The sequence below is a fragment of the Lactobacillus johnsonii genome (assembly GCF_014058685.1).
Classification (GTDB): Bacteria; Bacillota; Bacilli; order Lactobacillales; family Lactobacillaceae; genus Lactobacillus.
In genome coordinates this window covers 752,487-767,632 of sequence record NZ_CP059055.1, presented here as the reverse complement: position 1 = coordinate 767,632, position 15,146 = coordinate 752,487, and the positions used below count along the sequence as shown (strand labels likewise).

At 35.1% G+C, this 15,146-nt stretch carries 14 protein-coding genes; 1 reads left to right on the top strand and 13 read right to left on the bottom strand.

Annotated elements, in window-relative coordinates; all coding sequences use genetic code 11:
* Window positions 1–36: 36 nt before the first annotated feature.
* The 11 genes from H0I41_RS03595 to H0I41_RS03545 form a co-directional block, all read right to left on the bottom strand.
* A complete protein-coding gene (locus H0I41_RS03595; RefSeq protein WP_135014146.1) occupies window positions 37–1,797 on the bottom strand; it encodes an oligopeptide ABC transporter substrate-binding protein in 1,761 nt (586 codons plus the stop codon).
* Window positions 1,798–1,925: 128 nt separating this feature from the next.
* Window positions 1,926–3,680, bottom strand: coding sequence for an oligopeptide ABC transporter substrate-binding protein (locus H0I41_RS03590; protein ID WP_135014145.1), 1,755 nt, complete (start codon window positions 3,678–3,680; stop codon window positions 1,926–1,928).
* Between the two features lie 292 nt (window positions 3,681–3,972).
* Window positions 3,973–4,887 carry an ABC transporter permease gene (locus H0I41_RS03585; RefSeq protein ID WP_061400415.1) on the bottom strand — a complete coding sequence of 305 codons (915 nt, stop codon included), beginning with the start codon at window positions 4,885–4,887 and terminating at the stop codon, window positions 3,973–3,975.
* Window positions 4,888–4,903: 16 nt separating this feature from the next.
* Window positions 4,904–5,866: an oligopeptide ABC transporter permease gene (opp4B, locus tag H0I41_RS03580; RefSeq protein WP_086875035.1), complete on the bottom strand. Its 963-nt coding sequence runs from the start codon at window positions 5,864–5,866 to the stop codon at window positions 4,904–4,906.
* 2 nt (window positions 5,867–5,868) lie between these two features.
* The gene (locus H0I41_RS03575) at window positions 5,869–6,837 is read right to left on the bottom strand and encodes an ABC transporter ATP-binding protein (RefSeq protein WP_011162256.1); all 969 of its coding nucleotides are present in this window, start codon (window positions 6,835–6,837) and stop codon (window positions 5,869–5,871) included.
* Between the two features lie 6 nt (window positions 6,838–6,843).
* Window positions 6,844–7,854, bottom strand: coding sequence for an ABC transporter ATP-binding protein (locus H0I41_RS03570; RefSeq protein ID WP_023599461.1), 1,011 nt, complete (start codon window positions 7,852–7,854; stop codon window positions 6,844–6,846).
* 157 nt (window positions 7,855–8,011) lie between these two features.
* Window positions 8,012–8,254 (bottom strand): acyl carrier protein, encoded by a 243-nt coding sequence (acpP, locus tag H0I41_RS03565; RefSeq protein ID WP_004895326.1) that lies wholly within the window; start codon window positions 8,252–8,254, stop codon window positions 8,012–8,014.
* 55 nt (window positions 8,255–8,309) lie between these two features.
* On the bottom strand, window positions 8,310–9,311 hold the full coding sequence (gene plsX, locus H0I41_RS03560; RefSeq protein ID WP_135014144.1) for a phosphate acyltransferase PlsX: 1,002 nt from the start codon (window positions 9,309–9,311) through the stop codon (window positions 8,310–8,312).
* Between the two features lie 17 nt (window positions 9,312–9,328).
* Entirely contained in the window at window positions 9,329–11,368 is a 2,040-nt protein-coding gene (gene recG, locus H0I41_RS03555; protein WP_086875036.1) for an ATP-dependent DNA helicase RecG, read from the bottom strand.
* A gap of 3 nt (window positions 11,369–11,371) precedes the next feature.
* Window positions 11,372–13,036 (bottom strand): DAK2 domain-containing protein, encoded by a 1,665-nt coding sequence (locus H0I41_RS03550; protein WP_135014143.1) that lies wholly within the window; start codon window positions 13,034–13,036, stop codon window positions 11,372–11,374.
* 21 nt (window positions 13,037–13,057) lie between these two features.
* Window positions 13,058–13,420, bottom strand: coding sequence for an Asp23/Gls24 family envelope stress response protein (locus tag H0I41_RS03545; RefSeq protein WP_003647521.1), 363 nt, complete (start codon window positions 13,418–13,420; stop codon window positions 13,058–13,060).
* 170 nt (window positions 13,421–13,590) lie between these two features.
* Between H0I41_RS03545 and rpmB the strand changes: the two genes are divergently transcribed.
* The gene (gene rpmB, locus H0I41_RS03540; protein ID WP_004895337.1) at window positions 13,591–13,776 is read left to right on the top strand and encodes a 50S ribosomal protein L28; all 186 of its coding nucleotides are present in this window, start codon (window positions 13,591–13,593) and stop codon (window positions 13,774–13,776) included.
* 47 nt (window positions 13,777–13,823) lie between these two features.
* Here rpmB and H0I41_RS03535 read toward each other — a convergent pair whose 3' ends face one another.
* Together H0I41_RS03535 and rpe are read right to left on the bottom strand one after the other, a co-directional pair.
* Window positions 13,824–14,492 (bottom strand): thiamine diphosphokinase, encoded by a 669-nt coding sequence (locus H0I41_RS03535; RefSeq protein WP_004897080.1) that lies wholly within the window; start codon window positions 14,490–14,492, stop codon window positions 13,824–13,826.
* Entirely contained in the window at window positions 14,489–15,139 is a 651-nt protein-coding gene (gene rpe, locus H0I41_RS03530) for a ribulose-phosphate 3-epimerase (protein ID WP_094497814.1), read from the bottom strand. The genes H0I41_RS03535 and rpe overlap by 4 nt, the downstream gene beginning before the upstream one ends.
* Between the last annotated feature and the right edge of the window lie 7 nt (window positions 15,140–15,146).

Here is a 15,146-nt window from a genome sequence, read left to right as displayed (position 1 = left end):
GACCTAATATAAGTCGCACTTTTAAATAATTTTTATTTATTTTGCATAGCCAACGTAGTACCAGTTAGGGAATCCACCACCCATACTCTTAGATGGTTCTAATGAGTATCCAGTTAACTTATTGTTAATTGCGTAAATGCTGTAGCTATTAGCAACTGGCACAACATAAGCTTCCTTATCCATGTATGCTTGCCATTGATGGAATTTCTTAACTCTGTAGCTATTATTAAAGGCTTTTTGAGAATCAATATCGTTCAACAAGTCAGTGTTTTCTTTAGTGACAAATCTACTGTAGTTAAATGGTGCCTTTGCGCCGTATAAGTCTTGAGGTGATGGCTCAGAAGAGAGTGACCATGCACCAATGAACATATCTACATCTTTAGAATCATTTTGAACCTTGTCGTAGAATGAATTCATTTCCATTAAACGGCCACCAGTTAACTTAACGTTCAAGCCCATTTTCTTCCATTGTTGAATGTAATTTTGAATGATTGGTTCTTGAACTTTACTACCACTCATGGCAGCTAAACGAATTGTTAAAGGCTTACCATTTGGTTGAACACGGTAAGTCCCCTTCTTCTTGTAACCAGCTTTATCTAATAGTTCATTACCCTTTTTAATGTTATAAGTGTAACCCTTTACATTCTTATCGAAGTAATCACCGAATTGCTTTGGAATTAAAGTTGGAATTCTAAATGAAAGACCTGATGAGTATCTCTTATAAACTTGGTCAACATTCATACCGTAGGCAATAGCTTGACGAAGAGAACGATTATTCATCTTTGCGTCCTTATTCATCACATTTTCGCCTTTGGCTGCATCCCATTTACCAACCTTAAAGCCTAAGTAACTATATGCAAGTGGAATATTAGCGATGAAGTTTACTCCTTTAGCACCCTTAATATTTGGCCATTGAGAATTACTTACTTGCGTTACATCAAATTTATTACTCTTAATTGATTGAGCAACTGAAGCTGGAGTAATTACGGAAGCAGTTATCTTCTTTAAGTGTGGTTTACCCTTATAGTAATGTTCATTTGGAACCCATGAAACTGATTGTCCACGAACCACTTTACTTACTTTATATGGACCATAGAATAATGGATTCTTACGGATCTTATTGCTTGAAATAAGTTTATCAAATGGAACATCTTTTAAGTAATGATATGGAGCTGCTGCTTCCCAAATATATCCATTACCACTTTGTGTCATACCCGGCTTCATTTCTTTAAAGTGGAGCACTACTGTACGACCATTTTCGCCGTCTGGCATTTCAATACCTGAAATAGTATTGGACTTTCCATCATGGTATTCTTCTAATCCTACAAGATTAGCTAAACTTGAAGTATAACGCTGAGAATGTGTTGCCTTATTTGCAATAATTTCATAGGCGTATTCATAATCTTTTGCAACTAAAGGTTGGCCATCAGACCACTTAACTTTAGGATTAATAGTAATGGTTGCAGTTTTGGCATCTTTATTAATTTTAATGTCTGCTGCTCCACCCTTAACGTATTTATAGGTATTATTTGTAGCAAATAATGATTCATCACCATATTGCATTACTTCTGAGTCTGTATTGTTAGTAGACAATTCATCATTAAAAATACCAGTAAACGGTGTATCAGTAACTACAGCAACGCTGACATTTCCACCATCCTTAATTGTCTTCTTAGGAGTTGACTCCTTGAAATTAGGATGACTAGTATTATTGCTATTACTATTACCACAGGCTGCTAAAGTTAGAGCTACACCTGAAAGCAAAGTTAATGTACCAATTAATTTGTCTTTCTTCATTAATTTTTCCTCCAATAACATTGGACAAGTTGATATATTTAATTTTAGCACTGAAAACGATTAAAACAACTTAAATAAAAAAAAAGACCGTCACTTAAGACGATCTTTATGAAGAAATTTATCTAATATTATTTTGCAATTCCTACATTATACCATAAGCTGTTTGCTGCTGATGGTTTAGATGAGTAACCTGTAATCTTGCTGTTAACTGCATCAATACTATAACTGTTAGATACTGGAACAACGTAGGCTTCATCATCCATATATTTTTGCCATTCATGGAATTTCTTAACACGGTAATTAGTATTAAATGCCTTTTGTGAATCCATTTCTTGAAGTAACTTAGTGTTCTTAGCAGTTACAAAACGACTAAAGTTGTATGGTGCTTTTGCGCTGTACAAGTCATTTGGTGATGGTTCTGAAGATAATGACCATGCACCCATGAACATATCTACGTCTTTAGAATCATTTTGGACCTTGTCATAGAAGGAGTTCATTTCCATCAAACGACCACCAGTTAACTTAACATTCAAGCCTAATTTCTTCCATTGTTGGATATAGTTTTGAATAATTGGTTCTTGAGTAGAGTCACCACTCATAGCTGCAAAATGGATAGTTAAAGGCTTACCATTTGGTTGAACACGGTACTTACCCTTCTTCTTATATCCAGCTTTATCAAGAATTTCATTCCCCTTCTTGATATTGTAATCGTAGCCCTTAACATTTTTATCGAAGTACTTACCAAATTGTGCTGGAATTAAAGTTGGAATATGGAAAGTCAAACCGTTGGTATAACGTTTGTTTACAGCGGAGATATTCATACCATAAGCAATAGCTTGACGTAATGCTTTATTATTCATTTTTGCATTCTTATCCATTACGTTTTCGCCTTTAGCTGCATCCCACTTACCTACCTTAAAACCTAGGTAACGATAAGACAAAGGAATCTTAGCGATCCAGTTAACATTATCAGTATTGGCAACGTTCTTCCATTGAGTATTGATTACACCGGCAATATCATACTTATGACTCTTAATGGCTTGAGAAGCTGAGTTTGGGTTCAAAACTTGAATTGTTACTTTATCTAATTTTGGTGTACCTCTCCAGTAGTACTTGTTAGGAACAAATGTTACTGCTTGACCACGTACAACCTTACTCATCTTATATGGACCAAAGAATAGTGGCTTCTTTCTTACTTGATCAGATGATTGTAGTTTATCAAATGGAACATCCTTCAAGTAGTGATATGGGGCAGCATATTCCCAGAAGTAGCCGTTACCACTGAACTTCATACCTGGCTTCATTTCTTTGAAGTGAATAACAACGGTTCTTCCATTTTCACCATCCGGCATTTCAATACCAGAAATAGTGTTAGATTTACCATCGTGGTATTCACTCATACCAATAATATTTTGAAGTGAGTCAGTATAACGTGATGACTTAGTTGCCTTGTTAGCAATAATTTCGTAAGAATATTCAACATCCTTAGCAGTTACTTGCTTACCATCTGACCACTTAACACCATTCTTAATTTTAATAGTAGCAGTTTTGTTATCATTATCTAATTTTAATGTAGCTGGTCCTTTGTCATTAATTTGATAAGTATCATCAGTATCAAATAACCCTTCATTAGCAGGTGCCATAGCATCAGAGTCATTCTGAGTATCGGAAAGTTCATTTAAAAAGATACCAGTAAATGGTGTATCAGATTCAAGGGCAACACTTACTGTACCACCCTTTTTAACAGCTTTCTTTGGAGTAGCTGATTTAAAGTTCTTAGTTGGGTTATCTACTTTTGAATTTGAATTGTTACCACATGCTGCTAATGTTAAAGCAACACCAGAAAGTAAAGTTAAACTTCCAAATAGTTTGGCTTTCTTCATAGTTATATTCCTCCATCTATTTGGGACAAGTTGATGATTTAATATTATCATCACTAAACTCATAATACAATGTTTTTACTCAATTATTTTTAATATTTTTTAATTTTAATTCGACTAAATTGCTATAAAATACTGATGTATTAACGTTTGTTCACTATTATGTTTACCATAAAAAACTTATTTTATGCCCATTTATAATATAAATATTTCCTACATTCTTTAACTTTTATATAAAGACATGCAAAAAAGCAACTCAATTATGAGTTGCTTTTTAATGTTTAAATAATTAAATTTAATTTTCACGTTGACGAGCATCCCCAGCTCTTTGAAGAGCACGACCAACATAGTTAATACTCAAGGAAATAATCAACAACAAAATAGTTGCTGGCATCCATAACCATGGACGTGTAGTAACGTTAACTGGGTCATTAGCAAATCCAATTAAAGTACCAAGGGATGGTGTAGTGGTTGGTAATCCATATCCCAAGAAGGATAAAGTAGTTTCAATACCAATGTTTCCGGCAATCATCAATACGACATCAATTACCAAAGCTGAAGTAATGTTAGGCAAAACTTCACGGAACATAATTGTTAAGTTAGAAGAACCGGAAGTCTTGGAAGCCAAAACATATTCTCGTTCTCTCTGTGACAAAACAAACGCCCGGAAGTATCTTGCAGTTGAAGTCCACCCAAACATAGAAATCAATAATACCAAAGTCCACGCATTGTAGTTAGGAATAACAGTAGTTAAAACAATAATGATTGGGAATTGAGGTAAAATTTGGATGAAATCAACTATACGCATGATAACTGCGTCAGTTACCCCACCAAAGTAACCTGAGAACAAACCAACTAAAAGTCCGACACCTTCACAAAGAACAGTAACAGATAGACCAATCAAAATAGAGTTACGTCCACCCATCATTAGTAACTTCAAGATATCGCGGCCACCATCGTCTGTACCAAAGACGTGACCCGATTCACCCCAAGCATAGTATGCTTCTGCAATATTAATCTCTGTTACTTGACTCTTGTTTAAGAATAAAGAACCAACAAAAGTGAATAATAAGATAGCTACAATAATACAGAATGAAACAAAGGCTACCTTATCACGCCAAACCTCACGTACAATAATCTTAAATCCAGATGGTGGTAGAGAGGTTTTAGCATTTTGATCTTTTTTCGATGTATTTTTATCTTTAGCCATAATTTACTACTCCTCTCTACTTGATCCGAATTCTTGGGTCGATGATGCTCATGATAATATCAGATAACAAGTTACCAACTAAAGTTAAGATACCAAATAATAAAATTAAGGCAGTTAAAGTTGAGTAGTCACGTTGACCGATAGAATCAAGGAATAACTTACCCATACCAGGATAACTGAAGACTGATTCGATAACCATTGAACCAGAAAGTAATCCAGTAATAGTGTTACCAAAGAAAGCAGCAATTGGTAAAAGTGAGTTTCTTAAAATATGTTTATTGAAAACAACATTTTCAGGTACACCCTTACTACGTGCAGTTCTTACATAATCTTCAACCTTGTTATCAACAATTCCGGTTCTTAAGTATTGAACAATAACTGTAGTAGAGATTAAAGCACAAAGAATTGAAGGCAAAATCAAGTGATCAATTCTACTCCAGAGATAAGCAAGTGTTCCTGGATTTACATCTGCACTAACGGAACCTGAGATTGGGAACCAACCTAAAGTAAATCCGAATAGCCAAATACCTAAAATGTAGAAAACAAATGGAGGTACTGCGAATGTAATATAGTTAAAAATTTGTACTCCATGATCTTGCCATTCATCTTGGTGACGACCTGCAGTAACACCTAATGGAATAGCAATTAAATAAGTTAAGACAACAGTCATTAAAGACAACCAGAAAGTGTTAACTGCACGATCCCAAATCAAAGAAGTAACTGGAACCTTTTGAATATATGATTGTCCTAAATCACCATGGAACATATTTCCAAGCCAGCGAGTATATTGCACCCAAACTGGATCATTCAATCCATATTCTTGTCTTAATCTTGCAATTTCCTTAGCGTCTGAATTCGGATTAATCATTCCAGTAAATGGGTCACCAGGCATCATTTTAGCCAAAATAAAGACTAGTAAACTCAAGATAAGTAACTGGGGGATCATAATCAGGATTCGACGTAAAACCGTTTTCCACATATCTATTCTCCCTCCTTCAATTCTTGCTCAATCATGTCTTTAGGTAAAGCAACGAAATGACGCTCGCCAACTTTTTGTAGTGGTAATACACGACCATCTTTTTCATACCATTTATCTTGATCTTGCAAAAATTCTTGTTCTACACGTTGACGCTCTTCCTTATGTTTTTCCCTATTTTCAACATCAACAACAGGAATTGCAGAAAGTAGACGCTTTGTATAAATATGCATTGGATTCTTATAAATTTGATCACGTTTACCAATTTCTACAAAACGTCCACGGTGCATAATAGCAATATCTTCTGACATATGCTTTACAACACCCAAGTCGTGTGAAATGAAGAGGTAGGCAATATTATATTCTTGTTGAATATGCTTCATAAAGTTCAAAACCTGTGCTTGAACAGATAAGTCTAAAGCTGAAGTTGGCTCATCTGCCACAATTAATTTAGGATGAGTGGCTACAGCACGTGCTACCCCAATTCTTTGACGTTGACCACCAGAGAATTCATGTGGATATTTGTAGATAGCATCACTAGGCATACCAACAATATCTAGTAGTTCTTGAACTCGTTTTCTTTCTTCATCGGTTGTTAAGTTTTCAAAGTTTCTAATAGGTTCAGCAATAATATCTTCAATTCGTTTTCTAGGATTTAAACTCGACATTGAATCCTGGAAAATCATTTGAACATCTTTATTGTAGTTAAGTTTTTTACGATTTGATGCTTTAGTAACATCAACACCTTTATACAAAATTTGTCCGCTAGTTACTTTTTCTACACCAACAATTGCTTTACCAGTAGTTGATTTACCGGAACCTGATTCTCCAATTAGACCGTAGGTTTCTCCTTCTTTAATTGAAAGATTAATCCCATCAACGGCTTTGACATATCCAGTAACCCTATTCCAAAATCCAGAACGAATTGGATAGTGAACTTTTAAATTTTTTATTTCGATTATTTCATCAGCCATAATTTCCTATCCTTTCTTCTCTTCATCTTGGAAATGGAAGCTTTGCCAGCAAGTACATCTTACAAAATGTCCTGGTTCAACTTCATGAATCTTAGGGTTCTCTTCATGAGCACTAGCTGGAATCCAAGGAATTCTAGCTGCAAATCTATCCCCAGTTCTTGGCATGTTAATCAATGAAGGAACTGTTCCATGAATCACATGCAGGTCTTCACTTTCATCATCTGTTTGTGGCATAGAGTGCAAAAGTGAACGTGTATATGGATGAAGAGGATTTTCAAAAATTGTTTTAACATCAGCTTTTTCAACAATTTGTCCTGCATACATAACTGCTACTTGATCAGCAGTTTCAGCAACAACACCTAAGTCGTGTGTAATCAAAACAATTCCTGAATGAGATTCTTTTTGAATTTCTTTAAGTAAATCTAAGATTTGTGCCTGAATAGTAACATCCAAAGCGGTAGTTGGTTCATCAGCAATAATAATTTCTGGCTTACATGCAATTGCAATCGCAATTACGACACGTTGACGTAAACCACCAGATAATTCATGTGGGTACATCTCATACATTTCTTCTGGACGAGGCATCCCAACTTGATTAAAGAGTTCAATTACACGTGCATGACGAGCTTTTTCATCCATATCGGTATGATAGTAAAGTGTCTCAGCAACTTGATCTCCAACCTTCATTAATGGATTAAGAGATGCTAATGGATCCTGGAAAATCATCCCAATATTATTACCACGAATTTTATTAAACAATGATTCATTTAAGTTAACTAGGTTTAATTCATTGTATAAAATATCGCCAGTTACTTTCGTATTTTTGTGGTCGTACAAACCAATAATGCTTGAAGCAATTGTACTTTTACCACAACCAGATTCTCCAACAACTGCCAAAATCTCATTTCGCTTCAAGGTTAAGTTAATGTCATCAGCGGCATCATAAAACTTACCGTGTAAACGATATGCGGTATGCAAGTGTTCGATATCTAGTAAAAGATCACTTTGCTTTTCCAAAGGCCATTCTCCTCTCAAACCTTACGACATTATTAAAAGTCAATTAGATTTTCAATTTAATGTCATTATTATAAACAAAAGATACTGCTATTTCAACAACTTTTATAAAAGTAAATGAAAAATGACAGTATCTTCTGAAATTTCAATGATTAAAATTTTAATTTTGGTGACTCTTAATATATTCTACTGCTTCACCAACAGTTTGTAATTTTTCTGCATCATCATCTGGAATCTCTGCTCCAAATGTATCTTCTAGATCCATTACTAACTCAACGAAATCAATTGAATCTGCATCTAAATCATTCTGAAAATTTAAATCTTTAGTGATCTTATCACGATCAATACTAAAGCGTTCTGAAATCATATCAGCAATTTTATTAAAAATTTCCTCTTCGGTCATTTTTTTAACCTCCAAAAAAGTTTAGTTTAATTCTAAGGCATTTTTATATTAAAGTCTAGCGAGATTCACTAAAGTATTTTTTATATTCGCCAACCAAATCTTGACTCAACATCTTATCAATTTGTAATAAAGTGTAGTAAATAGGACGGATATTCGATCTACCGTGCGTCTTTACAACAGGTGCATTTACCCCAAGTAAAACTGCTCCCCCATATCTTGCCGTATCAAATCTTTTCTTTAATGCAGTAAGTCCTGGCTTTGCTAATAAAGCTCCCACCTTAGGACGTAATCCATTATTTAGCAAAGAATCCTTAAGCAGACGTAAAATTACACTTGCAGTTCCTTCTATTGCCTTCAGAGTGGCATTTCCAGTAAAGCCATCTGTTACAATCACATCAGCCTTACCTTCCATTAAATCATTTCCTTCAGCATTACCAATAAAATTAAGATCAGTTGCTTTAAGAAGCTTATAGGCCTCTTGGTGGAGCGGATCACCTTTATCATCTTCTGCACCATTATTTAATAAGGCTACCGTTGGATTTTTAATATTTCTAATTTTTTGAGCATAAAAATTAGCCATTTGTGCCCATTGTACTAAATATTCAGGCTTACTTTGTGCATTCGCGCCAACATCAATAATATTAAAGCCATCTTCACTTTTAGCACTTGGAAGAGTTGGCATTAAAGCCGGACGTTCTACACCTTTAATTCGGCCAATAATAAAAATCCCGCAAGCTAGGAGTGCTCCAGTATTTCCTAGTGAAAATAAGGCGTCTGCTTTTCCTGCCTTTACATAGTTCGCAGCAACAACCATTGAAGAATCTTTCTTACGTCTAATTGCTTTTACTGGCTCGTCACTATCAACAATAACTTCACTCGTTGCAATAACGTCAATTTTATCTTTTTGCTCAGTGGGAATTAGTTTATTAATCTTTTCTTCATCCCCAAATAAAACAAATTTTGTATCTTTTAATTTCGGCTTTGCTTTTAATACGGCATCAACAATAGCCTTAGGAGCATTTTCTCCTCCCATGGCATCAATTGCAATTGTTTTCATATTCACTCCGGTTATTTCTAATTATTATTCAAATCTTTCTTATATTTTAGCACTTCTTGTAAAAATTTATTTTCTGGATTAGCCAAAGCTGGGTCAGACTTAATTAGGTTACGAGCTTCTTTTTGAGCAGTCACTAAGGCATTATAGTCATTTACTACATCGCCAACTTGAAACTGAGGCAAACCAGACTGAGCCTTTCCAAAAACATCTCCTTCACCCCGTAGTTTTAAATCCTCTTCTGCTAATTTAAAACCGTTACTGGTAGAGGTAATAATGTTCATCCGTTTCTTACCAATTTCTGTTTTAGGATCACTCACAAACACACAAAAACTTTGTGTTTGCCCCCGGCCAATTCTCCCTCGCAACTGATGCAATTGACTTAAGCCAAAGCGATCCGCATTAAAGATCACCATCATATTTGCATTCGGAACATCGACACCAACTTCAATTACACTTGTAGTAACTAAAATATTAATCTTGCCCGCAGCAAAGCTATCCATAATTTCATTTTTCTGATCGCCTTTCATCTGGCCATGAAGCAAAACAACATTTTCGTCTTTAAAGTAATGAGCAATTTTTGCTTGTAAATCCTCAGCGTTTTTTAAGTCACTTTTTTCTGATTCACTAATTAAAGGAGTTACAACATAAATTTGAAAACCTTTATCTAACTGTGAACGCATCAAATCAAGAACCTCTCTTAATTTGCTGGAAGTTGCCCACGAGGAAACTACTGGCTTTCTCCCTTTTGGCAAGTGTCTAATTTCAGAAACAGCCATATCTCCATATACAGTTAATGCCAATGTACGAGGAATTGGAGTTGCAGTCATTGCCAGTATATCAGGTGCTTCACCTTTTTTAATTAAGGTGTTTCTTTGATTTACCCCAAATCTATGTTGCTCATCAATTATAACGAGGCCTAGATTTTTAAAATGAACATCTTTTTGGATTAATGCATGGGTACCAATCACAACATTGATTGTTCCATCAGCTAATTCACGATAAATTTCTTTCTTTTCTAAATCCTTAGTGTCTCCCGTCAATAAGGCAACTCGAACACCTAAGGGCTTCAGCAATTCATCTATTTTAGCAAAATGCTGCTGAGCTAAAATTTCTGTTGGCACCATTAATGCAGCTTGATAGCCCGCAGTGACAGCGGCATAAATTGCAAAAACTGCTACTACAGTTTTACCACTACCCACATCTCCCTGCAGTAGTCTTCGCATTTGTCTTTTAGAATGAAGATCAGCAAAGATTTCATTCACCACTTTTTTTTGATCATCAGATAACTCAAATGGAATTTCTTCAATTAATTCTTTGACAGCAGCTAAATCATATTTCTTTTCTACTCCAGGTGCGTCTTCATTTCTTTGGGAAAGAAGTTGAGCCAGTTGCATTTGAAAAAGAAAAAATTCTCTAAAAATAGCACTTCGGCGTGCTATCTTCGCCTCATTGCCATTTTTTGGATGATGCATTTTTTCTACCAAAACGCGATCAGAAAGCAAGCGATATTTTTCTCTTATAGAAGCTGGAATTGTTTCTCCAACTTCATTTATAGCTTCCTCTAAAGCAAGATCAATTAACTTTTGCAGCTTATTTTGCTTCAAATGACGATTGACAGAATAAATAGGAGCAAAACCTGAATCTTTCTTTTCAGCTACTAATTTAAAGCCACTTAATGACTGCCGCGCCACTTGATACTTGCCATATACTGCAACTTCCTTACCTGATTCCACTTTATCCTTTAACCAGGGCTGATTAAAAAAATTGACCATGATAATGTCATGATCAATTTTCATTTTAAAGCTGAGCCTTGTTTTTCGATAACCAAATCGGCTAACAAATGGATCTGTTACCACCATTCCCTTTAATAAGACTTTCTGCCCATCTTCAATTTGATCAAGAGGAATTGTCTCTAAATCATCATATCTAAAAGGAAAATAAAATAGTAAATCATAAATTGTGTTAATGCCAAGACTGGCCAAAGCTGTAGCTGTCTTTGCTCCTACACCTTTTAACTCAGTTACTGGTTCAAATAACTTACTCTGCTTATTATTCATATTTTATTCCACGGATACTAAGAAGTAGTAAACTGGCTGACCACCATCATGGACTTCAAACTCTAAATCATCATGAGTAGCTTTAAGTTTTTTAACTACTTCGTCAGCTTCTGCTCTGGTAGCATCACTACCATACATAATAGTGATAATTTCACTATCTTCATCTAACATCTTTTCAATCATTGAAACTGTTGTATCAATCAAGTCTGGATTATCAACCTTAATGGTTCCATCAACAATTCCAAGGTAGTCATCTTTTTTAACTTCCATATCATCAATCTTAGTGTCACGGATTGCTTTAGTGACCTCACCAGATTTAACCGTATCTAGGTCTTCAGACATTGCTTCAACATTTTCCTCTACTGAAGCATCTGGATCAAAGGAAAGCATTGCAGTTAATCCTTGAGAAATTGTCTTTGTTGGCACGATTCCAACCGGAATTTCACTAACTTCAGCAGCTTGCTTAGCAGCCATGATAATATTACCGTTATTTGGTAAAATAATGGCCTTTTTAGCACCGGAGTTAGTAATAGCGTCCATAATATCCTTAGTCGATGGATTCATAGTTTGTCCACCAGAAATAATTCTATTTACGCCCTCACTCTTAAATAATTCACGGATTCCATGACCTGAGGCAACTGCAATAACTGCAAAATCAACATTTTCTTCTTGTTCTTCGCTATTTTCTAAGATAGTTTCATGTTGAATCCGCATATTATCGATCTTAATTTTACCTAGTTGTCCAAATTTTTGGCCGTATGTAAAAACATCTCCTGGGTGTTCTGTATGAACGTGAACTTTAGCCACTTCACCATCTGAAACAGCTAAAAGTGAATCACCTAAGTTAGATAGATGTTCTCTAAATTGTTCAAGATTGAATTCTTCTTTATTTGGAACATCAGCAGTTAGGTCAACCATAATTTCAGTACAGTAACCATTCTTAATATCACTAGTTGATAATTGAACTTGAGCAGATTCAGCTTGGTGGTGAGCTGCATTAATTAACTCATCCATTTCACCTTCATCTAGTTGGTAGTCATCATTATCCTTTTCGCCAAGAACCCCCTCTAAAAAGCCTTGGTAGATAAATACTAGTCCTTGACCACCCGAATCTACTACTCCAACTTGCTTTAAAACTGGTAATAAATCAGGCGTAGTCTTCAAAGCCTTTTTAGCTCCATCAACTACCGCTCTCATTACTTCGCTGACATCATCAGTTTCGTTTGCCTTATTTTTACCTTCCTCAGCTGCAACACGAGCAACGGTTAAAATAGTTCCTTCAACAGGCTTCATAACTGCTTTATATGCAGTTGTGACACCATTTGCAAAAGCATTAGCTAAATCTTGAGCAGTTAAAGTATCTTTTCCTTCAGTAGCTTTATAAAAACCTCTAAATAGTTGAGAAGTTATAACTCCACTGTTACCGCGAGCTCCCATCAACATTCCTTTTGAGAGACTTTCAGTTAGGTCACCAACGGATTCACTAAGATTTTCATTAACAGCTTTTGCGCCGCTCTCAATGGTTAAATTCATATTAGTTCCAGTATCACCATCAGGTACTGGGAAAACATTTAATTTATTTACAAATTCAGCGTTCTTGCCCATGCGATGAGTTGCTGCACGAACCATATCTCTGAATTGATCACTATTAATTTCAGTTAAAACCACAATTAACTCCTCCAGAATGCATTAATCGTCTAAAATCTTTACGCCTTGAACAATAACGTTAACCGACTTAGTCTTAATGCCTAAAAGATTTTCAAGATTGTATTTTACACTATCTTGGACATTGTGACTTACTTCCGAAATTTTTAGACCATAACCCACAATAATATATACATCAACGACGATTTGATTATCATTAGTTTTAATTACAACACCGCGACGATAATTTTCACGGTTTAAAATAGTATAAGCTCCATCCCGTAAAGCGTTCTTTGAAGCCATTCCAACTACACCATAGTTAGAAGTAGCTGCTCCACCTACGACAGTAGCAATTACACTATTTGAAATATCAATTAAGCCATATTTTGTTTTAATTTTAACAGCCATCGTATTCCTCCATTAACGAAGAACAATTTTTTCTCAATTTATTTTAACACAGCAGGCTTTTATATCAACAATGTTAGTTTCAAGAAAATAGAAAGACAATATTGCACAATTCTAAAAGCTGTGATAAATTAAATAAGTACTACAACAACATAAAGGAGGGTTTAGCACAAATGGCAAAAGACATTATTACTGGCCGCAAGACGGTCTTTGGTAACAAGCGTTCAAAGGCTTTGAACTCCGTGCGGCGTTCATGGAAGCCAAACCTTCAAAAAGTTCGCATCCTTGTTGACGGTAAGCCAAAGCGTGTTTGGGTATCCGCTCGCGCTTTGAAATCCGGTAAGGTTAAACGTGTCTAATTAAGAAGTAAAAATAAAAGGGATCAAGAAGTATTTCTTGATCCCTTTTATTTTTTATCTCGACTATTGATTACGATTAATGTCCCAGACTCACACGAAATCTCTATTGCTTGCCTATTCAAATATTCATTTGATGAATAAACTGTCGGTACGGACAAATCAATGGGTTTTAAATCATATCTCGCATTTTTAATACTAAAATTTTTAGCTCCTGTTAAAGTTCCAATTCCTAAATATTTATAATCAGCTTCATAAGAAAGTATGTGCTTCCCTTTTCCAAAAAAGCGGATAATATTTTGCTTATCAATAAATTTAATTTTTTCTTTAAATCTATCAAACGGAGCTTTCAGCATAGCATACATATTAACAAAAAAATGATCCATTCTTCCTCCTGTTGCTCCATATACCGTTAAACTGTCAACTCGATAATCGATAAATGCGGCATAAAACAACATTTCAGAATCCGTAAAATCTTTGATTGGATTCGAATAACGCATATCCTTAACTTTACTTTCAACGATTTCTCTTTCATCAAAAGTCAATGAATCATAATCTCCTAAGGCAACGTCAGGTACTATCCCTAACTCTAATAAAAAAAGGCTGCCCCGATCACTAGCCATAATTAGGGCGCCTTTTTTACTTGCTTCTTTAATTTCAGTGGCTAAATTATGTGGCCATTCTTCTTTTGGACCACCTAATAATGCAATTGCTCTCATTTGTCTTCTTTTTTCAATTTCATAACTTGATCTTCAATACTTCCATTTTTAAAAATGTAAGAACCAGCTACAAAAATTGTGGCTCCTGCGTCTCTAGTAAGCTTTAAAGTCTTAGGCTCAATTCCACCATCAACTTCAATTGGAACACTTAAATTCTCAGCTTCAATCATATTCTTAAGTTCAACTAAACGTTCAACTGACTCTTCTTCAAACTTTTGCCCACCAAATCCAGGTTTCACTGTCATCAAAAGCACTTGATCTAATTCTTTTAAAAATGGTTGTAATTTTTGCACCGGTGTAGACGGATTAATGGCCATTCCACATCTAACATTATGATCTTTTAAATAATTTATCCAATATTCTGGATTATCCGTTGCTTCATAATGAAATTCTAAAAGATCACATCCAGCTTCTACAAAGAGAGGCAATGTTGTTTCTAAGTCATTACTCATTAAATGAATTTCAGCATCTGTTAACGGAAAAGAACGCTTAAAGTCTTTTACCAATTCTGGTCCATATGACAAATTAGGTACAAAGTGTCCATCCATAATATCAATATGGAATCTATCTATGCCACTTTCAATAGCGGCTTTAATATCACGACTTAGATGCATATTATCTGCATTTAAAATTGATGGTGCTATCATAGTTTCA